Annotated in this window: 17 protein-coding genes, 1 tRNA gene and 1 pseudogene; 5 read left to right on the top strand and 14 right to left on the bottom strand. The window is 43.1% G+C overall.

The annotated features are described in order from the left end of the window. Window positions 1-12 precede the first annotated feature (12 nt). From B4K11_RS10100 to B4K11_RS10085, 4 genes are all read right to left on the bottom strand, one after another. Window positions 13-89, bottom strand: a tRNA-Met gene (locus B4K11_RS10100). 81 nt (window positions 90-170) lie between these two features. Next, window positions 171-554 carry a PilZ domain-containing protein gene (locus B4K11_RS10095; RefSeq protein ID WP_292956857.1) on the bottom strand — a complete coding sequence of 128 codons (384 nt, stop codon included), beginning with the start codon at window positions 552-554 and terminating at the stop codon, window positions 171-173. Next, a complete protein-coding gene (locus B4K11_RS10090; RefSeq protein ID WP_292956860.1) occupies window positions 551-1,345 on the bottom strand; it encodes an OmpA/MotB family protein in 795 nt (264 codons plus the stop codon). Before B4K11_RS10090 ends, B4K11_RS10095 begins: the two co-directional genes overlap by 4 nt. A 13-nt stretch (window positions 1,346-1,358) precedes the next feature. Next, window positions 1,359-2,126, bottom strand: coding sequence for a motility protein A (locus tag B4K11_RS10085; RefSeq protein ID WP_292956863.1), 768 nt, complete (start codon window positions 2,124-2,126; stop codon window positions 1,359-1,361). A gap of 87 nt (window positions 2,127-2,213) precedes the next feature. On the opposite strand from B4K11_RS10085, the gene B4K11_RS10080 reads away from it, so the two are divergent. Next, window positions 2,214-3,092, top strand: coding sequence for a DUF72 domain-containing protein (locus B4K11_RS10080; RefSeq protein WP_292956866.1), 879 nt, complete (start codon window positions 2,214-2,216; stop codon window positions 3,090-3,092). Window positions 3,093-3,095: 3 nt separating this feature from the next. Here B4K11_RS10080 and B4K11_RS10075 read toward each other — a convergent pair whose 3' ends face one another. Together B4K11_RS10075 and B4K11_RS10070 are read right to left on the bottom strand one after the other, a co-directional pair. Next, window positions 3,096-3,701 carry a DUF924 family protein gene (locus B4K11_RS10075; protein ID WP_292956869.1) on the bottom strand — a complete coding sequence of 202 codons (606 nt, stop codon included), beginning with the start codon at window positions 3,699-3,701 and terminating at the stop codon, window positions 3,096-3,098. Window positions 3,702-3,870: 169 nt separating this feature from the next. Beyond that, window positions 3,871-4,620 (bottom strand): EAL domain-containing protein, encoded by a 750-nt coding sequence (locus tag B4K11_RS10070; protein WP_292956872.1) that lies wholly within the window; start codon window positions 4,618-4,620, stop codon window positions 3,871-3,873. Between the two features lie 252 nt (window positions 4,621-4,872). Here B4K11_RS10070 and B4K11_RS10065 point away from each other — a divergent pair, with 252 nt between their 5' ends. Together B4K11_RS10065 and B4K11_RS10060 are read left to right on the top strand one after the other, a co-directional pair. Then, a complete protein-coding gene (locus B4K11_RS10065; protein ID WP_292956875.1) occupies window positions 4,873-5,676 on the top strand; it encodes a hypothetical protein in 804 nt (267 codons plus the stop codon). Window positions 5,677-5,685: 9 nt separating this feature from the next. After that, window positions 5,686-6,303: a glutathione S-transferase family protein gene (locus B4K11_RS10060; protein ID WP_292956878.1), complete on the top strand. Its 618-nt coding sequence runs from the start codon at window positions 5,686-5,688 to the stop codon at window positions 6,301-6,303. A 104-nt stretch (window positions 6,304-6,407) separates the two neighbouring features. Here B4K11_RS10060 and B4K11_RS10055 read toward each other — a convergent pair whose 3' ends face one another. The 3 genes from B4K11_RS10055 to B4K11_RS10045 are packed head-to-tail and all read right to left on the bottom strand — an operon-like array spanning window position 6,408 to window position 8,930. After that, window positions 6,408-7,286: a pirin family protein gene (locus tag B4K11_RS10055; protein ID WP_292956881.1), complete on the bottom strand. Its 879-nt coding sequence runs from the start codon at window positions 7,284-7,286 to the stop codon at window positions 6,408-6,410. After that, a complete protein-coding gene (locus B4K11_RS10050) occupies window positions 7,283-8,275 on the bottom strand; it encodes a glutathione S-transferase family protein (protein ID WP_292956884.1) in 993 nt (330 codons plus the stop codon). Before B4K11_RS10050 ends, B4K11_RS10055 begins: the two co-directional genes overlap by 4 nt. Before the next feature lie 58 nt (window positions 8,276-8,333). Beyond that, window positions 8,334-8,930 carry an FMN-dependent NADH-azoreductase gene (locus tag B4K11_RS10045; protein ID WP_292959353.1) on the bottom strand — a complete coding sequence of 199 codons (597 nt, stop codon included), beginning with the start codon at window positions 8,928-8,930 and terminating at the stop codon, window positions 8,334-8,336. Window positions 8,931-9,042: 112 nt separating this feature from the next. Between B4K11_RS10045 and B4K11_RS10040 the strand changes: the two genes are divergently transcribed. Next, complete coding sequence (locus tag B4K11_RS10040; RefSeq protein ID WP_292956890.1) at window positions 9,043-9,942, top strand: LysR family transcriptional regulator; 900 nt, start codon at window positions 9,043-9,045, stop codon at window positions 9,940-9,942. Between the two features lie 58 nt (window positions 9,943-10,000). Here B4K11_RS10040 and B4K11_RS10035 read toward each other — a convergent pair whose 3' ends face one another. Then, complete coding sequence (locus B4K11_RS10035; RefSeq protein ID WP_292956893.1) at window positions 10,001-10,957, bottom strand: GGDEF domain-containing protein; 957 nt, start codon at window positions 10,955-10,957, stop codon at window positions 10,001-10,003. Window positions 10,958-11,182: 225 nt separating this feature from the next. Between B4K11_RS10035 and B4K11_RS10030 the strand changes: the two genes are divergently transcribed. Then, complete coding sequence (locus B4K11_RS10030) at window positions 11,183-13,141, top strand: sensor domain-containing diguanylate cyclase (RefSeq protein ID WP_292956896.1); 1,959 nt, start codon at window positions 11,183-11,185, stop codon at window positions 13,139-13,141. Window positions 13,142-13,306: 165 nt separating this feature from the next. Here the strand turns inward: B4K11_RS10030 and B4K11_RS10025 are convergent. From B4K11_RS10025 to B4K11_RS10010, 4 genes and pseudogenes are all read right to left on the bottom strand, one after another. After that, window positions 13,307-16,409, bottom strand: a pseudogene (locus B4K11_RS10025) (efflux RND transporter permease subunit). Further along, a complete protein-coding gene (locus B4K11_RS10020) occupies window positions 16,406-17,944 on the bottom strand; it encodes an efflux RND transporter periplasmic adaptor subunit (protein ID WP_292956905.1) in 1,539 nt (512 codons plus the stop codon). The pseudogene B4K11_RS10025 and the gene B4K11_RS10020 overlap by 4 nt, the downstream one beginning before the upstream one ends. Further along, window positions 17,944-19,260 carry a TolC family protein gene (locus B4K11_RS10015; RefSeq protein WP_292956908.1) on the bottom strand — a complete coding sequence of 439 codons (1,317 nt, stop codon included), beginning with the start codon at window positions 19,258-19,260 and terminating at the stop codon, window positions 17,944-17,946. Before B4K11_RS10015 ends, B4K11_RS10020 begins: the two co-directional genes overlap by 1 nt. Window positions 19,261-19,334: 74 nt before the next feature. Beyond that, a complete protein-coding gene (locus B4K11_RS10010) occupies window positions 19,335-19,631 on the bottom strand; it encodes a hypothetical protein (protein ID WP_292956911.1) in 297 nt (98 codons plus the stop codon). Window positions 19,632-19,817: the final 186 nt, after the last annotated feature.

Raw genomic sequence — 19,817 nt, 5'->3', positions numbered from 1 at the left:
CATAGATAGAATTGGTAGCGGGAGCAGGATTTGACCCTACGACCTTCGGGTTATGAGCCCGACGAGCTACCAAGCTGCTCCACCCCGCATCAATGTGGGGCGAATAATACAGACCACTTAACTAAACCACAAGGTTTTTTTTCATTATTTTCAATTGGATAGAAAACGATCTATAGACCCTCGTCACTAAACCGCTCTTCTCTCTGCTGGCGAATTCTAGCTTTTTGTATATCAACAATTAACTCTGATAGCGCCAGATGTGCTCGCTGCGATAAACCAACAAACTCAGCACCACAGCGGCCCGATGAGCAAAAAGTTACTTTTAAGGTAGGTTTAAGGCGACAGTTCTTTTTTAAGGTAAAGAAAATCAACGCATTTTCAATCATTCCAGAGAAATTTTGATCCGTTTCAAACGCCACACCCGTTTCGGAAATATCCAATAAAACCACCGCATCTCCTGCGATCGTCATGCTAACCTTTTCATCGACAGGCGTACGATAAGCTTTGCGGCGATTTTCATGCTCATCTAAAGTCAGTCTCAAAGCGTCTTTCATTGTTCAGGCAGCCTCTCTAATACAAATTCTAGGCGTCTATTCTTTTCTCGATTTTCCAAACTATCATTAGGTACTAAAGGCTTTGATTCACCATACCCCGTTGCAGATACTCGGTCTAAATCAATGCCCCCACGTACCATATACCTTAATACATTTGTTGCTCTGATTGCCGATAAATCCCAATTAGAGGGGAAACGTGAGGTTTCAATAGGGATATCATCGGTATGACCTTGAATGCTTAACTTCATCTGCGGGTTTTTCTTTAAAGTAAGCACCATCGAATCAAGCACAGTCATCATTTCACGATTAAACTCAGCCGAACCCGAAGGAAACAGTACATCTCCCTTTACCTTAATAACCACTTTGCCATCCTTAGGCGCCCCGACCTCCACCGCATCTTTAGCAAGCGATACCTGAAACTGTTTTGATACCTCATCTGTTAGCTTTCTTAACTCAGTATCAATTGCAATACTTTGAATTTCAGCTTCAGCTTCATTCAGTTTCTCAGCTTCTTTATCTGCTAAGTCTTGCGCGGGTAGCTTCTCTTCAATTTCTACCGGCACCTCTGTTTTAATAGGCGCTTCATGGGGCAAATCAATAATACTGTTGGCGCCCTCGCCATGAAAAGCCTCATTCAATGAGCGCATAGCCACTTCAAAGCGTTCAGCTTCAATACTCGACAAAGAAAACAGAAGAATAAAAAACACCAAAAGTAACGTCATTAAATCAGCATAGGTATATAGCCAACCTGCTGAGTCATTTTCTTCTAACAAGGATTCCTTAGAACTCATATTCTTAATCCGCCTACTTTTTACCTACCTTAATTTTTTTACGCTTAGCAGCAGGAATATACGAAGAAAGCTGTTCATACACGTGCATATAATGGTCATTTGTTAAGATACTGATACAACCTTCTCGGATAATCTCCAGATTTGTAACCTCTAATAAAGTACGAGACTTTAATTTCCCCGCGATGGGTAAAAAAACCATAGTTGCCAGTAGTGAGCCATAGAACGTCGTCAAAAGCGCAACCGCCATCGCCGGCCCAATAGTATCTGGATTGTCCAATTCACTAAGCATTTGAATAAGTCCAATCAACGTACCCAACATACCGAAAGCAGGTGCGTAAGCAGCCATCTTCTTAAACACATCCTGTGTGGCATGGTGCCTAGCTATTAAAGAATCAATCTCGTTTTGAATAGTATTTCGAATAACTTGTTCCGATGCAGCCTCTGCCAATAACATACAGGCACGCTTTAAAACAGGCGAAGAGCTCTCCACATCGCCAACCTTTAAAAGGCCATGGCGATGACTAATACGACTTAATTCAAGCATCGTATCTATCATCTCCTGCTGATTCGTTTTGTCTTGCGTAAAGACAATAAATGCCCCCTTAAACGCATTCACAACATCTCTAAATTGCACAGTTAGTAAAGTCGCAGCAATCGTACCACCCGCTACAATCATCATTCCCGGGACGTTAACAAAAACATCTGCGCTACCACCCATAACAATGGCTGAAATAATCAACGCTAAACCGGATACAATTCCTAGAAGTGAAGCAAAATCCATATACTATCTCTCAAAATAAGCAGTAATAATAAAAACTAACAGCTACAATCTACACGCTAATAGACCAAAGTACATCAACTACATTTCATGCAAAAACTAACAGTTCCCCATCTACAGCGCTGCTACATTGGCCTGACTCAGTGGCAACATTCCGCTTGGCATGAAACCGTGTTGGCTAGAGGAAAAAAACAACATATCTTAAATGCTTATACACGACATTTTAGTAGCGTTGAAGGTAACAGTACGTTTTACGGCCTACCAAAAGTCGAAACTATTGAGCAATGGCGTACTGAATCATCAGAGCAGTTTAAGTTTTGCTTTAAATTTCCACAATCCATTACCCACCAGCAGCAACTGAGGCATTGCGAAACAGAAACCACTGAGTTTCTGCACCGCCTCACCCCACTAATAGATAAGCTAGGTTTACTGTGTATCCAACTTCCCGAAAGATTTGATCACAATGCACTTCCAGACCTTTCCTTGTTTCTTGAATCACTACCGTCAGCGTTCGAATACACTGTTGAAATACGTAATTTATGCTTTTTCGATAAGGCTGATACTGAAAAGGCCTTTAATCAACTGTTGTTAAAACACAATGTAAATCGTTCAACTTTTGATACACGTGCACTTTTCGCTGATCCTGCTTCAGATCCTATAAGCCTAAAAGCTAAGTCACATAAACCCCAGCTTCCAGTCCATGCGATAGCAACGGGAAACTCACCTATGGTTCGATTTATATCCGCACAAAAGTGGACAGATAGCACCTGTTACTTAGAACCTTGGATCAACAAAGCGATCAGATGGATGGATGAGGGAAAAACACCTTATTTCTTTTTTCATACTCCAGATAATGCAGAAGCCCCAGAGCTAGCAAACTATTTTGTCAATTTACTAGAGCAACATAGGCCTGACTGCTGCCTCTTTTCACCTTGGCAACAACCAAAATCACAAAGCACACTATTCTAAAGCCTATTGCCCCCAACGACTCTTACTCTGCAGCAAGAAGGCCAGCTCTTCAGGAGTAGAACTCCTTCCCAATACAGCATTACGATGCGGAAACCTGCCAAACCGTACGATTTGATCATAGTGCTGATGAGCAAAATCCAACCAATTTTCTACTTGAATTTTATCCCGGCCAGATACCTCTATGAGCATTTGCTCAAAACAGCCAATACTGAGTTCTTGCTTATCTAATTGTTCAGCATGCTCTAAAGGCATATAGAAAAAGGTTCTTTCAACAATTTCCAATGCTTGATCATGGCCAAGTGTCCTTCCCTGAAGGCAAAGTTCAAGTGCGGCAGGATCTCCTGAAAACGCATCTTCAGAGCCCCTAAAGATAGTACGCGTAAATTGATCGAGTAAAATAATCAGTGCTAAACGTCCACGCGGCGAATCAGCCCAGTGGCTCAATTCCCCTCGCAAGGCTTGATGAACCCTATGCCCAAACAGTTCACTGATTAAACGATCATTCTTACCGTCACCGGCCCACCAAAGCGAAGCCCTATCACTGACCGTAAAGCCATCTTTTATTGGACCAAACCAAAAGAAAAGTACTTCTTCAATTTTTTCAATCATACAAATCAATACGTTAGACTAATCTATAACAATATAGCGGAATTTAAAAAGTTTGCTTAAAGAAGCTGTGAAGAAACCTTGGGCCTCCTCATTGGGGCAATAGATCAACTTGATGCAACAAAAGGTATCGCAAGTTACTTTAAGCAATCAGGCAAAGCGGGTAGTCAATTTAGTGCCCACAAGATTCACTGATAAATAACTCCCGATAAAAGTACCCTTGTACTAAATCAACCCCAATATTAACCGCATAAGCCAAGTCCTCTGCTGACTCGACCCCCTCAAGTACTGTTTTTTTACCACTTAATTGCGCATAACTCACAAAGCTTTTTAATAGCTGTTGCATCGAAGGTGTGTTATTTCCATTCAGCCAGTGACGATCAAATTTTATGTAGTCAACATCACTTAGAATATTGAGCGATATCATCGTGTCTGGCGCACCTACATCATCTAATGCGATAGAAAACCCCTGCTCTCGCATCATGTGAGCCACATCATTACTCATTGAAGCATCATTAACATCTGTATTCTCGATCAATTCGATGACAACATCTCTGCTGTTAGTCAATATAGACGCCATCGCATTACCACTTTCATCCTGACTGAAGACAGCAAAAGCATGCGGGTCTATATTCAGGAAAAGGGGGTAAGTATCGGGCCGATATCGAATCTGTAATCGCTTTAAAAGCAGTTCGACTTGAGCCAACATCAAAGGACTTTCATGTAGCACCCGAAACACCTCGAGTGGTGCTATTGCCCCACCTTGGGCATCAAAAAAACGCGCTAAAGCCTCGTAACCCAGTACAGCTCCAGTACAAGTATCGATAATGGGCTGATATTCAACACCAAATCTTTGCTGCTCTACCAATTCAAGCAACGCCAGATTATCTTTAAGCGCCACAGCCTTGTTCACATAATCCACTTAAAATACCAATAAATAATAATGATTATCAATTGTATTACTTATATATTTAAGAATAAAGCAAACCCTATAGGTTTTTAATTGAGAATGTTTTCTTTCCAAAAAAGCAAACAAAGCATTAAGCTGTTAACGAGCTACTTTGGGAATTAATAGCGCTTTCCATGAAGCTAAACTATAAGAAAAGTGCTAGGACAATTTTCCTTTTATTCCGGCCCCAAAGCGGGTCTCTCCACTTAAATAGAGGATGGAAGAATGCAGCGAATTCTACTTACTACGCTAATTGCTGCGGCATTAATTGCAGGCTACCTTTTGCTTAGCAACGAAAAATTGACAGATAAACCATCTGTTGCCGTAAAACAGCCAGCAACAGAAAATATTCAGGCACGTGATCACATTAACCGCTTAACAGAAGGTAGTGAGCAAGCGATCTCAATAGAGAAAGCAGATAATTTCGTAACGGCACAACAGCTTCTTTCATTACCTGCGCCCTCTAAGCAAGCGTTAAAAATAACATCCGAAAATTCACAGACAGTTTCAGGTGAAGAGAGTGATGACGGATCTCAGACGTATGCAGTATCCAGCCATTTACCGACTATTTCGGCACCCGTAAAAATCACATCTGATATCGACAGCACTCTGACTAAAATAACCCCTGCAAACCAAATCAAACTTCAAGAGCTTTTAGATAACCCGGAAGAGTCCAAACAAAATGTCTTTTTTATTCATGCAGTAAACGACCATGATAAAGAAGGTCTCTGGGGGATAATCCAGCACGGTCTCATAAAAACATTTACCGAAGGGCTCACATTACCGGGCCTTGATAAAGCAGTAACGGCCAACATCCCGCAGGACGCAGATGAGAAACTAGCCAACAAGCGTAGTTCGTTTCTAGGTCAGATTTTAAAGAACAAAGTAGATAAGACTTATATCTATAATTACAAAGAAGGCATTTTAGGAGATGATCCTAATCTTATTAAGCCAGGTCAGCAGCTGATTATAGTCACGTTTACCGAGCAAGAACTAATGGGTATCTATGATCACTTTACTTCACGTTAAGGAATCTAAATGATAGATCTATATACATGGGGCACCCCCAATGGGCGTAAAGTTTCAATTATGCTTGAAGCTTTACGACTACCCTACAGAGTTCACCCCGTAGACATTCTTGCGAATGAACAGTTCGACGCTAAATTTTCAAGCATTAGCCCTAACAATAAGATTCCTGCGTTAACAGATAGCGAAGGGCCAAATGAAGAAACCGTCTCACTATTTGAAAGCGGAGCTATCCTCGTCTATTTAGCAGAAAGGTACGGCGAGTTTATCCCTTCAGATCCACTTAAAAGGTTAGATTGTCTTCAATGGCTTATGTGGCAGATGGGAGGGTTTGGGCCCTTTTTAGGCCAAGCCCATCACTTCAATAAGTTCTCTAACGAGAAAGTCCCTTATGCCCAGAAGCGATATAATGATGAGTCAAAACGACTCTGGGGCGTTCTTGATTCTCAACTTGCTGACAAACAGTTTATTGTCGGTGAAGAACTTTCTATTGCTGATTTTGCGATCTACCCATGGGCCATGCGATATGAATGGCAACTGATTGAACTTGAACAATTCCCCCATGCCCATGCATGGATAAAACGCATGGGTCATATTGAATTTGTTCAACGGGGTATGCAGATTCCTTAAGCGCTCGACAAACGTTCCACAAGGAAAGCCACCTCTTTAAAATCCTCGAGCAATAGAAGTACAAAAGAGATTATAACTTTCCTTTCAGCCATTCAGGTTATGAACTATTCGACCAAGCAATTATTACGGTAATCGTTAATTGCTTGCTCTACCTCCTCCATCGTATTCATTACAAAAGGCCCATATTGCGCGACTGGCTCACCTATAGGTCTCCCTGCAAGTACTAACATTCGCGCAGGCTGTTCACTTGTAGCAATAACGACTCCATCCCCCTTCGACAAACAACTTACCCCATCTACGACCAACTCATCCTCTAAAACTGAAGCTTCCCCTTCAAAAAGCTGAATACACGCATTATGCTCCGCAGGGATAGGTAGACCCATCTCCGCTAAAGGAGGAATGGACACATCAAGGTAAAGAGGTTGAGTGCTTTCAGCGCTGCTTTCGCTCAAAATCGGCCCGCGATACACGGAGCCTTCTATTTCAATTTCCCCTGCTATTAACTTAATAACAGCACCATTTTTCAAAACTACTCGGGGTACCTCTTCCGCGGTTATATTCTGATACGCAGCTGGCTTCATTTTCTCTTTCGAAGGTAGGTTAATCCATAACTGAAAACCACGCATAAGGCCTTCGACGGCTATAGGTCTTTCTTCATGAATCACCCCTCGACCTGCAGTCATCCACTGCACCCCACCGGCCTTCAATTCACCCTCATTACCCATATGATCACGATGAATCATATGCCCATCCAGCATATAAGTGACCGTCTCAAAACCTCTATGAGGATGTGCAGGAAAGCCGGCGATGTAATCATCAGGATTTCTTGTGGAAAAAGCATCCAGCATTAAAAAAGGATCCAAGCGAGATTGAGGGTTTCGCCCAATACTTCGCTTTAATTTAACCCCTGCTCCATCCTCACCATCGACCCCAGGAATAATACCCGCAATACAACGCGAGTTAGTAAATTGGTTATGACTCATAAAGCCCCCCTGTTATGCGCTAAAGCAAGATCAAATTCAGGACCAACAGAGATGACACCCGTCGGATTAATCATCGTATGACTCCGGTAATAGTGATGCCTTATATGCTCCATATTAACGGTGTCGGCGATTCCCTGTGTTTGATATATATCTCTTAAATATCCAGAAAGCGCAGGGTAATCAGAGATACGTCGCAAATCACATTTAAAATGAGTCACATAAACAGGATCAAACCGCACTAAGGTTGTAAATAATCGAATATCCGCTTCTGTCAGCTGTTTTCCAACAAGGTATCGCTGGCGACTTAATAACTTCTCTAAAGCATCTAACCCAGCAAACAGTTTTTCTATCGCGCTATTATAAGCATCCTGTGTTGTTGCAAACCCCGCTCGATAAACACCATTATTGATATCGTCATAAACAAAGGCGTTGATCATGTCGATCTCAGTTTGTAAGACGCTAGGATAAAAATCTTTTGTAGGCGCAACTAAGTGATCAAATGCCGAATTAAGCATGCGGATAATTTCAGAAGATTCATTATTAACAATGACCCCTAACTTTTTATCCCATAAAACCGGGACTGTAACCCTGCCACTGTAAGAGGGGTCACAACGGGTATAAACCTGATGCAAATAGTCGTAATCAAACAAACTATCTCCTACTATTTCATCACTGTCTCCGTCAAAGCTCTTATCAAAGGTCCAGCCTTGCTCATGCATCAATGGGTTTACAACATCAACACTTATCACATCCTGAAGCCCTTTTAGTTGGCGTATAATCAATGCACGGTGCGCCCAAGGGCACGCTAGCGAGACATAAAGATGATACCGGCCAGCTTCTGCTTTAAAACCCGCGACACCTTGCTCACCCGCATCTCCGTTTACAGTCACCCAGTTGCGGAACTGTGATTCCTTACGTATAAATTCCCCTTTATTACTGGCGGTGTCATACCATTTATCTTGCCACTGCCCTTCAACTAATAAACCCATAATGGATACCTCAAACTTTTTACAACAAGCCCCGGAAATAAGCCTTAATCAATAGGCTTTAATGAATAGATCCTATCTGCTGATACGCTTCCTTATAAGAAGAGCCCGATATATCAGCCATATTTAAGCCCTCAGCATAGATGACCTCCACCGAATTCAGACCTATAAAGCTTAGGAATTGCTGAACAAAGGGAATCTGAAAATCAATACCATTTTCTTTATATAAACCGCCACGTGTCGCAATAAGATAAACAGGCTTATCACCTATTAAACCGACGGGGCCGTTCTCGGTGTAATTGAACGTGACTCCCGCCCTTGCTAATAGATCAAAGTAAGATTTCATCTGAGAAGGCACCGCAAAGTTATACATTGGCACTCCCATCACTATCTGATCCGCAGCTTTGATCTCGGCTATGAGTTCATCTGAACGATCCACAAGCGCTTGCTGATCATCTGTACGCTCATCATGAGGGGTTGTTAACGCACTAATGACAAAACTATCTAAATGGGGCAGATCATCGGCAACCAGATCCCTGACTACGACCTCTCCCTGCGGATTCTGCATCTTCCAGTCATCGATAAATTTCGTTGCCAGCTGACTTGATTTACCGCTATCACCAAAAATACTGGATTTAATGTGGAGTAAGTTCGCCATGTAATTCACCTTTCAATTGCTGCGTTTAATTCGATGAATCTATTTTTATATTTATTAAAACGATTATAAATAGCTATAATTAGCTCATTAATATCTAAAAAATAGATAAATTATGCCCAAAGTCTCCCTAGAACAATGGCAAACACTGATCGCTATTGTAGATAACAGTGGCTATGCAGCCGCTGCCGAAGCGATGAATAAGAGCCAATCATCAATCAGCTACGGCGTGCAAAAGCTAGAAAACATACTTAACGTACAGGTATTAAAAGTTGAGGGGCGCAAAGCGGTCTTAACTGCCGTTGGGAAAGCACTCTATCGCCGTGCTTTAATTTTGGTTGAAGAAGCACGACAGATGGAGGCGCTGGCAGATCAATTTGCCGAGGGTTGGGAACCCAATGTTAGAATTGCCATGGATACGCTCTTCCCTGAAACCATTATGCTAGAAGTGATTGATCAATTTGCTAAACTAAAGCCACTCACACGTATTGAACTTAAAGAGACCGTATTGAGTGGTACAGACGAAGCGCTATTACGCAAAGAAGCGGATATCGTCATTGGGGGAAGAATCCCGCCAGGTTTTATGGGTGACCCTATACTCGATATTTCATTCATCGCCGTAGCGAGCCCTACACATCCGCTCCACAAAACTAGACACTCATTAGATTATCAGGATCTCCGTTTACACCGACAAATAGTAGTCAGTGATTCAGGTAGTCGAGACATAGATTCTGGCTGGCTTGGTGCAGAACAGCGCTTAACCGTGACAAATATTCAAACGTCCATAACCGCTGCATGCCAAGGTTTAGGTTATGCATGGTACCCCGCATTAAAAATTCAGCATGAACTTGATAACGGTTTACTAAAAGCACTACCCTTATCGGCGGGCGGAAAAAAGAATATTCAATTGTCTATGATTTACGCTGACGGGAATTACGCAGGACCTGCCACGAAGATGTTTGGTGAACTATTACAACAGCGGCTCAAACAAGCGAAAGCATTGGATAAGCGCTAAGAGAATGCCTCTACGTGTATATTAAGCTTATAAGGTATATTGAGCTTAAAGGTATAGTTCAAGACAACATTGAAGGCGTACTGATCGCTTTAGCAACGATAACTCTATTTCTACCTTGGTCTTTTGCCTGATAAAGCGCGTCGTCCGCTTTTTTCATCCAGCTATCTAGCGTATCGTTTTTATCTAAAAAACTTACACCAATACTGACAGTCCTAGAGACAAGTTCACCCGACTCGGTTTTTAACTGGATAATGCTGATACGTTGCCTAATCCGTTCAGCGGCTTCAAGAACTGCATCGGTATCTGCATCCAAAAGCAAAATCCCAAACTCTTCACCTCCTAGGCGAAAACCTTTATCTTCATTTCGACAGAACTTTCTAATACATTCACCCACTGAACGCAGAAGGTTATCCCCCTTGTCATGGCCGAATTGATCATTAACGGATTTAAATAGATCTATATCCAGCATGAGTAAAGCCGGTGCCGCCTTATCCAGCGAATCAGCATTAGCAATATCAGGCATCACTTCAAAAAAGTAACGACGATTTAACAAACCCGTTAGCTGATCACGGTTAGCTTTATTGCGCCAACTATCTCTATCCCTGTTTACCTTAGAAATCAGCTTTCTGTAATCTCGGCTGAGCTTAAACAAACCGACTGTCGTAATCATCATACCCAGCGGATACGCTATATTTTCTAACAAATTCAATAAACTCAATTCATCTAAGACAAACTCATCTAACAAGTCGGCTGTGTTAGCTAAGGTAATGATCGAAAAACCTGTAATCAAGTAGTGATATGTGGCAGCACGTAACTGTGCAAAGGCAATAGTGAGAATCCAAAACTGGACCAGAATCAAGAGAAGTAGCTCCCCAAAAACATCAAGGAAGTCCACCTCATAGAGGTCAGCTCGCAAGCTTTCAAATGATAAAGCCACAACGACAACCAACGCAGGGCACACAACGATTGCGACAAGAGAGATCCAGATTAAACGATCATTCTCAACTTTATTCAATGAGCACCTACTTCAGACTCTATTTACCTAATGAGAACTAAAAACATTTTTTATACTGCCTAATCTCAGTCTAGCAAAAATCAACCTTTAACCTGCATGATAATAGAACCTTTGAAGGTTTACATTTTACAGCCCGCCTAGTTTTTAATCAGACCTTTTGGTAATATTCTTAGGCATAAACATAATAATATTTTGCTCCCCATTTTTTTGAGTTTTATACTGATCATGCCGGTTTTCATTCTATTTTTTTCTCTGCTAATAACCGACAGCATTAGCTCTCATCTTATTTCAGCGCTCAATTTAAAAGCCGAATTTTATTGGTTTGAAGCCATCACCAATGCATCTATTCTAGCCCTTACCTCACTCCTAATCTTACGTTTTATCATGATCGTTTCTCGCCAGATTAGACCGTCTGAAAAAGTACGTGAATGGCTATATTTACAAGTAGGCGTCAGTGTTTTTGGCATAGTGTTGTCGCTCACACTTTTGCAATCAATTACTGGATTATTAGGGTGGGACCTTATTCCTTTTATTGATTTAAAAACCTTCGCTTTTGCCAGCATTAGCTCTTTAGCTATCTATATCTACGTTTTTAAACCTGCTGCTAATTCAATGATACGTTTTCTAAATAGACTAGAGGTGCGTTATAGCACTTCATATCTATTTGGGGTCACTCTACTGATTCTATTTCTGATCAATGTACATCAAACGCAATCCGCAGATGTAGAAGATAAAATGATCCAAAATGAAGCGGAGCAACTCGTACTGATAGACAAAGCATTAAGCTACCGTATCGCTGAAGCTGTATTAGACACACGGACCTTAGCCTCTCAACCCGATTTTGTTAGGCATTTAGCTGGCAATCTGACCGCTACTGAAGAGGTAGAGCTTGAATTCAAAAATATCGTCGATATCAAACACAGCTACGATCAGATCCGTTTCATAGACCACCAAGGCTTAGAACAAGTACGTATCAATAAAGGTGAATACCAAATTGAGATCGTGCCGCAAGAGGAACTGCAAAATAAACAAGACCGTTATTATGTCCCTGAAACTGGGCGTTTAAATCACGGAAAGGTGTATATTTCACCACTAGATCTAAATGTAGAACATGGTGAAATTGAGATTCCTTTCAAGCCAATAACTCGTATAGCCACACCTGTAAAAAACAGCCTAAGTCAGTTGCTAGGGCTGATCATCATTAACCTCAATGCTAGCCATTTAATCCAACATTTAGAGGATGCCCAGTCCCTTAGCCAGGGTCAAATAATGATGTTAAATCAACAAGGTTTTTGGATACATGGTGAAGATAAAGACAAACTCTGGTCCTTCATGTACCCAAATAGTACCCAGCCTCCCCTATCTAAACTGAATCCAGAACTCTGGCAGGCACTTTCTACACAGAATTCAGGTTCACTGAAACAGGAAGATGGTTACTATATTTACCATCGAGTTCAACTCAATCAAGAACCCCGTATAGAGCAATTTGAACAGCACAGTGCTGGCTGGCCGGAATGGATTTTAATCACTCATATAAAACCAGAAACAATTGCTTTAAGCAGCCATCACCGTCTCAAGCTGATGTTAGTTTTCAGTGTGCTACTTATTGTCGTGTCAGGTGTAGGTACCTATTTATACGCCCGCTCACAGCTCAAACGGAACAGCGCAGAGAGTAAAGTAAAACACATGGCCGAACATGACCCTCTGACGGGGTTATATAACCGAAGAACCTTGATGCAGCGGCTAGATAGTACGCTTAAGCGTATACAGTTATCTAAAGAGCAACTCGCTATTCTTTACCTTGATCTTGATAACTTTAAACCTATCAATGACCGTTTTGGCCATGAAGCAGGCGACCAAGCATTAAAACATGTCAGCCAACGCTTAAGTCAGATGCTTCGTAGTGTTGATATCTTAGCTCGTATAGGTGGTGATGAATTTGTCATTTTGATTCATAACCCCGAAAGCCAACAGCACTTAGAAGAAATAGCACAACGGATTATTAATAAATTGAACGAATCTCTTCATATTGGTGATCAGCAATATCATTTAGGTGTGAGTATCGGCATCGTCGTCACTCGAGATCACCATGAGAGCCGCGATGATCTATTAAAAGCAGCCGACCTACTCATGCTCGAAGCTAAAGAAAAAGGCAAAAACCGTTATCACTTCTCTCACCTTTAAGCCCATAGAAAGAAATAGATACGGTTCCTCATTTACGCCCTTGCACGAAGATAACAACCAGACACGCAAGTCATCGATAAACAGATTTACCGGTGACTTGCTCTAGAAAGAAATAAGACCCCTTACGGGGTATAGCCTTTTAGCCTTTTACCCTGCTACGCAAACCTAAATTCCATGCTGCTTTTTACGCCATAGGTAATAAACCGCCGGGACTAAGACCAACGTTAGCACCACGGCGCTAACCATGCCTCCGATCATTGGCGCGGCAACGCGTTGCATGATTTCAGAACCGGTTCCATCACCATACATAATAGGGATCAAGCCAACGATAACCGTCGCTACCGTCATCATCACCGGGCGTACTCGCATACCGGCCCCATTAACAATCGCGGTATGCAGATCTTCGCGGGTTAACTGGCCATTGTTTTGTCGGTAGAGCGCATCATACGCCTGATTAAGGTAAACAAGCATGATGACGCCTATTTCTACCGAAACCCCTGCAAGCGCTATAAAACCCACACCTACGGCAACAGAGAAGTTAAATCCGTTTAGGTATAACATCCAGATGCCACCAATTAGGGCTAAAGGTAGCGTTCCCATAATAATGGCGACTTCTGCAAAACGCCTAAAGCTTAAATAGAGTAAAAACAGAATAATCACTAAGGTAAACGGGACCACATAGCTCAAACGCTCTTTTGCTCTTAATAGGTACTCATACTGCCCTGACCAGTTGATCGAATACCCCGGTGGTAGATCCACATTCTCGGCAACGATTTTTTGAGCATCAGCCACATAACTGCCTAAATCGCGCCCTTGGATATCCACATAGGTCCATCCATTGGGCCTCGCATTTTCACTTTTAATACCCGGAGGCCCATCTTCAATAAAGATATGCGCGACATCGGCTAAGGCTATGCGTGCACCACTGGGCGTTATTATCGGCAGCAAGCGGAGCCCATCCACTGAGTTACGGTACGCTTGTGGATAGCGCACATTAATAGGGTAACGTTCTAGGCCTTCAACGGTTTCAGAGACATTCATACCTCCGATTGCGCTGGTGACTACCGTTTGTACATCCGCAATATTTAAGCCGTAGCGTGCAGCTTTTTCCCGCTGAATATCAACTTTGATATAACGACCACCCGCAACCCGCTCTGAATAAACCGATGCTGTACCCTCCACTTGCGTAAGCACTTGTTCAAGTTGCTGACCGATGCCCTGAATAACACTCAGATCAGGCCCTGCCACCTTTAAGCCGACAGGTGTTTTAATGCCTGTGGCTAACATATCAATGCGGGTTTTGATCGGCATGACCCATGCGTTTGTTAGGCCGGGAAATTTCACCAATCGATCCAGCTCTTGGGTGAGCTTTTTCGTCGTCATTCCTTCGCGCCATTGATCTTTAGGCTTCAAGGTAATGAAGGTTTCGATCATGGTTAACGGTGCGGGGTCTGTCGCGGTTTCAGCACGGCCAATTTTTCCAAATACGCGCTCTACCTCAGGTACTGTACGGATTAACTTATCCGTTTGCTGAAGTAACTCCCTTGCTTTACCTATAGAGATCCCCGGATAGGTCGTTGGCATATACATGAGGTCCCCTTCATCTAAAGGAGGTATAAACTCACTGCCAATCTTATCCAATGGCCAGAAACCTAACGCGGTGATCATTAAAGCAAGGGTGACCGTTACTTTCGGCCAGTTCAGGACCTTGCGAATAACAGGCAAGTAGCAGACGGTTTATCGGTTTTTTATGCTCCGACAGTATTTTCCCGCGAATACAGTAACCCATGAGCACCGGCACTAAAGTGACGGCGAGCCCTGCGGCAGCGGCCATTGCATAAGTTTTAGTGAAGGCTAACGGGGAAAACATTTTTCCCTCTTGCGCTTCTAAGGTAAACACTGGCAAAAAGCTCATGGTGATGATCAATAAGCTGAAGAAAAGCGCTGGGCCTACTTCCGCAGAGGCCTCACCAATCACCTGCCAACGGTTCTGTGGCGTTAACGGTGTACGCTCAATATGCTTATGAACATTCTCGACCATCACAATGGCGCCATCGACCATTGCGCCAATAGCGATTGCTATACCACCTAGTGACATGATGTTGGCATTGATGCCTTGGTGATACATCACAATAAACGCGACCAAGATACCTACCGGCAGGCTCACAATCACCACTAAGGAGGAGCGGAAATGAAATAGGAACAGCGCACACACGATAATGACGACTATAAACTCTTCAAGCAGTTTTTCTAAAAGGTTGTTAACCGCACTTTCGATCAGTCCAGAACGGTCATACACCGTGACGACTTCGACCCCTTCCGGCAAGCTTCGTTTTAGCTCTTCAAGTTTCGCTTTTACATTGGCAATGGTGGTTTGTGCATTTTCACCAAAACGCATAACGACCACACCGCCGACAACTTCCCCTTCGCCGTCGAGTTCTGCAATACCGCGACGCATCTGAGGCCCAACAACAACTTCTGCGAGATCTTTAAGCAAAATGGGCGTGCCATTAAGGTTGGCCCCTAAGGGGATGGCCTCAATCGCTTCAATACCATCAAGATAACCGCTCGCACGGACCATATACTCAGCTTCAGCCATCTCAATAACAGACGCACCACTTTCCTGATTTGCCCGTTTTATCGCTCTGTTTATATGACTCAGTGGAATGTCAAAAGCACGCAATTTATCCGGATCGACTTTGACCTGATATTGTTTAACCATTCCGCCAATAGGCGCTACTTCTGATACACCCGGTACTGTTTGTAATTCATACTTTAAGAACCAATCTTGGATGCTTCTTAATTGCGACAGATCATGCTGCCCGGTTCTATCCACCAGCGCATACAGATATACCCAACCAACCCCCGTTGCATCAGGACCAAGCTGAGGTTTTGCATCAGCAGGTAATTTTGAAGCCACCTGACTGAGATATTCCAAGACACGACTACGTGCCCAATAGATATCCGTACCCTCTTCAAAAATCACATAAACATAAGAATCACCAAAAAAGGAGAACCCACGTACGGTTTTAGCCCCAGGAACAGAGAGCATGGCGGTGGTCAGTGGATAAGTTACTTGATCCTCAACCACCTGCGGTGCTTGCCCCGGGTAATTGGTTTTAATAATAACCTGTACATCTGACAGATCAGGGATGGCATCAATAGGGGTGTTTTTAACCGCAAATGCGCCCCAGCCAATTAAAAGCAAGGTTGCTAAAAGGACAAAAAATCGATTCTTAATTGACCAAAAAATCAGCGCCTTAATCATAACTGTCCCTCACGGCTCTCTTGAAAGGGATTAAGCTGAGGGGTATTCGCTCGAGGCGCTTTAGGACGGGGAAGAATATAATCAGCAACCACTAAGTTGCTCATATTTCCCCCATTCAATAACACTTGTATTACATCGCCCTGAGAGAGCTTGTTGATATCCACACCCTCTGAAACTGGGATCTCCATCAGCATGGCTGATTGCTGCCACTCCCGAATCGCTTCATGAGAAAGTGTGACTAAGCGCTTATCAACATCCACCTCCATGACCATCGCAGCAACCCAAACCTCCTCAACAACACCCATCATTGGAGGTGTCATGCGCATAAAATCAGAACTGATGCTGGATTCAGAGTCCAACAAAAACTGTGCAGATGTGACAACCCAGTCTTCCGGGTATATCCCTGTTAAAATGGCTGTTCTATCAGCAGAACCTGTACCTGTACTTTTACCTACAGTCACAGCAACAGATTTATAGCGTCCATCTCCCAATGAGAGAACAACACGTTTTTGAGAACCCGTGCTGATCAGCGCGGATGTAGGTATATTCAGCATTGGTTTCGAGGGTTGAGTGCTTACAGAAAGACGCGCGAACATATCAGGTTTCAATAACAGTTCGGGGTTATCAAAGCGCAAACGTACCTGTAATGTGCGTGTTGTTTTATCTAATGCGGGGTAAATGTAATCCACCTTACCCTGCCAAACGCTACCCGGCAGATAGTCTAGGGTCATTTCAGCAACATCACCCACATTCACCTGATGTGCCTGGCGTTCAAAAAACTCGGCAGTCACCCAAACTTGGTCTAAAGGCCCCATGCTAATTAGTTTTGTTGCCGGTTTGATATACATGCCTTGGCGTATATTCAGTTCTTTTACATACCCCGCTTTCTCGGCAAACACAGGAACATTTTGCACGACCTTTTTAATGCCCTTTAAGCGCTCGATAAAACCTTGTTGCACGCCTAAAGCTTGTAACTTACTTTGGCTTGCACTGCGTAAATAGCGATTACCGCTTTTCAGCGCTGCAATAAACTCCTCTTGAGCATTCGCAAGTTCTGGGGAGTAAATCTCATAGAGTAGCGCCCCTTTTTCGACATATTCACCCTCGGCATTCACGGCTAAGGTTTCGACCCAACCGGAGATCCTAGAGTGAATATCTATCACCTTTTCCTGATCAAAAGAGATATAACCCACGGTTTCTATTTGATTTTGCAAAGGACTAAATAAAACAGGCGCTATCCGCACACCTAAATTATTTACTACTTCAGGTGAGATGGTGATAGTGCCGGGTGAACTATCACTCGAGCTATCTTCAGCATAAACAGGGACGAGCTCCATTCCCATTGGTGACAAGCCCGGCTGGTCCCGACGATAATTTGCGTCCATAGGGGCCACCCAATAGAGCGGTTTATCGCTATCTTCGGCTACCGTTTCAGCCGTTGAAATTAAGTCACTTTTGGCGAGATAAAATCCAGCTACAGCGCCAATCAAAAGCACTAAGCTAATCAATAACGTATTCACACTACTCTTTTTCATTACTTATACTCCTGCTGAACACTGTGTGATGCCGACTGTATTTGAGTGTCGAGCCCGGACAATAAATAGTTAATTTTAATCTCTGTTAAAGCTCTACGATGAAGAAGCTCTATGTGTACTAACTTGGTTTCTAATTCACTCATCGCAGCAGCCGAAACATCCTTATAGCCAGCATCTGCGGAGCTATAAGCTTTTATCGCAGCTTTACGTTTATGGCTTAATTTATGTAAAAATTGCTGATCGTAGATCTTAATCCGCTGATTAATGCCATTAAGATCGGCTAGCTCTGCTTCAAGCTGAGCCTTAAACGAACGTAGCTTTAACAAGCGCTGCTCTTTCGCTGCTTCACGTTGATTAATTGCAGCATTACGCTTTGCGTCCTGGCGCTTTTCAGGAAAAATAGGCAGATCAAATGTGACCGACATGCTGAAAAAATCATCTCGGTTTACACCACTTTCCATCTCATCCCGATAACCATAATTAGCATCGACCTTGAATCCAGGTTTATATGCTTCGTCGGCAAGCTCGATCCCTTTTTCTCGAATCGCTATCGTTTGATCGACCTGACGTAAGACGGGATGATTTAGCAGAGCATGATTAAGCAGGTGATCCTGCTCTAATTCAGCGATAGATAGTAAAAACGCGAGCTCTGGAAGCGATGTCGGTAGCTGATCTGATAAAGTTTGGCTTTCCGCTGACAGCCATTCTGATAAGCCACGTTTGAGTTGTGCTTTTCGCTGAATGAGCGCCGCTACGCGATCATCAAAACGGGTCAGCTGTAGCTCTGCATCAAGCAGCTCAAAACGCTGAATCTTTCCGCTTCGATAATTACCTCGACTGACCGCTATCAGTTCATCAAAGATATAACGGTAGCGTTTGAGTAATACCAACTGCTCTTGGGTTTGGTGCAGCTGCAACCAGAGCTGGCTCACCTGTTTTTTTATGAGAGCCCTTCGATTTTGACGTTCCAAAGGTTTCAGATCAGCCATGAGATTCAACTGCTGCTGCCGAACCTCTAAACTATTACCCCGCGGGAACTGCTGGGAAAGACCCAACTGCAGTTGGGTCATATTTTCTTGATTAAAATCGAAGCTATCGATCGGCAGATTCGCTAACGCAACCCGCATTTTGGGATCAGGTAATTCACCACTGGCAATCGCATCCGCTCGCATTGCGTTCTCAGAGTAACGATTACTTAACACCCAGTGATCATTATCAAGAGCATCCTGTACCGCTGTATCGAGGCTAAGACTCGCATTAACAGATAAGGTAAAGGTGGCACTGATCACCACAATAAAAAAAGATAAAGCACGCATAAAAAATCTCTCAAAACTATATATAAAGAACTCCACAAAAACAGGGAGTAGCAATACAAAAAAGAGAGGTTTACTTAATTCAGGAAAACAGACTTTTGTAGGTGTATACGAGGATAACTGCGTTGGTAAAACTGCTCACGCGCAAAGGAAAAGAAAGCTCCCCCAGTTTGCAGGCGCAGTAATAAACTTAATATGAGTGCCGTGGTGAATGTTACATAGAGGAAAAAGAAACTGCTTGCCGGCTGGGCATCGGCCACAGGATCAAACACGGGATTAACACTCCACTGACAACCGGATGATTCAGGTTGGCAGTGTTCAGGTACGGTATCGGAATCCATCTGATGTTGGCTATGATCGATCGTAGCTGCCATCGGAGCACCCCCCGGAGCTTTTAAAGTCTAGCTCAATAAATTAGTACACACTCCCACTGAACAGTAGACGATAAAAAACAGCAAACTAAACGCTGCAATTATCCGACTACGTCTTGAAAGAGAGTTTGAATAACCCATTAATTCATACCTTAAGAACCTAACCGCACTTTAACTGAAATAAAAAGC

This window comes from Neptuniibacter sp. UBA6509 (assembly GCA_002435145.1).
Lineage (GTDB): Bacteria > Pseudomonadota > Gammaproteobacteria > Pseudomonadales > Balneatricaceae > Neptuniibacter.
This window is presented reverse-complemented; position numbering and strand designations above follow the sequence as displayed.

Coding starts and splice junctions, on each gene's coding strand:
- B4K11_RS10095 (WP_292956857.1), bottom strand. CDS start 554: ATGAAAGACGCTTTGAGACTGACTTTAGATGAGCATGAAAATCGCCGC.
- B4K11_RS10090 (WP_292956860.1), bottom strand. CDS start 1,345: ATGAGTTCTAAGGAATCCTTGTTAGAAGAAAATGACTCAGCAGGTTGG.
- B4K11_RS10085 (WP_292956863.1), bottom strand. CDS start 2,126: ATGGATTTTGCTTCACTTCTAGGAATTGTATCCGGTTTAGCGTTGATT.
- B4K11_RS10080 (WP_292956866.1), top strand. CDS start 2,214: ATGCAAAAACTAACAGTTCCCCATCTACAGCGCTGCTACATTGGCCTG.
- B4K11_RS10075 (WP_292956869.1), bottom strand. CDS start 3,701: ATGATTGAAAAAATTGAAGAAGTACTTTTCTTTTGGTTTGGTCCAATA.
- B4K11_RS10065 (WP_292956875.1), top strand. CDS start 4,873: ATGCAGCGAATTCTACTTACTACGCTAATTGCTGCGGCATTAATTGCA.
- B4K11_RS10060 (WP_292956878.1), top strand. CDS start 5,686: ATGATAGATCTATATACATGGGGCACCCCCAATGGGCGTAAAGTTTCA.
- B4K11_RS10055 (WP_292956881.1), bottom strand. CDS start 7,286: ATGAGTCATAACCAATTTACTAACTCGCGTTGTATTGCGGGTATTATT.
- B4K11_RS10050 (WP_292956884.1), bottom strand. CDS start 8,275: ATGGGTTTATTAGTTGAAGGGCAGTGGCAAGATAAATGGTATGACACC.
- B4K11_RS10045 (WP_292959353.1), bottom strand. CDS start 8,930: ATGGCGAACTTACTCCACATTAAATCCAGTATTTTTGGTGATAGCGGT.
- B4K11_RS10040 (WP_292956890.1), top strand. CDS start 9,043: ATGCCCAAAGTCTCCCTAGAACAATGGCAAACACTGATCGCTATTGTA.
- B4K11_RS10030 (WP_292956896.1), top strand. CDS start 11,183: ATGCCGGTTTTCATTCTATTTTTTTCTCTGCTAATAACCGACAGCATT.
- B4K11_RS10020 (WP_292956905.1), bottom strand. CDS start 17,944: ATGAAAAAGAGTAGTGTGAATACGTTATTGATTAGCTTAGTGCTTTTG.
- B4K11_RS10015 (WP_292956908.1), bottom strand. CDS start 19,260: ATGCGTGCTTTATCTTTTTTTATTGTGGTGATCAGTGCCACCTTTACC.
- B4K11_RS10010 (WP_292956911.1), bottom strand. CDS start 19,631: ATGGCAGCTACGATCGATCATAGCCAACATCAGATGGATTCCGATACC.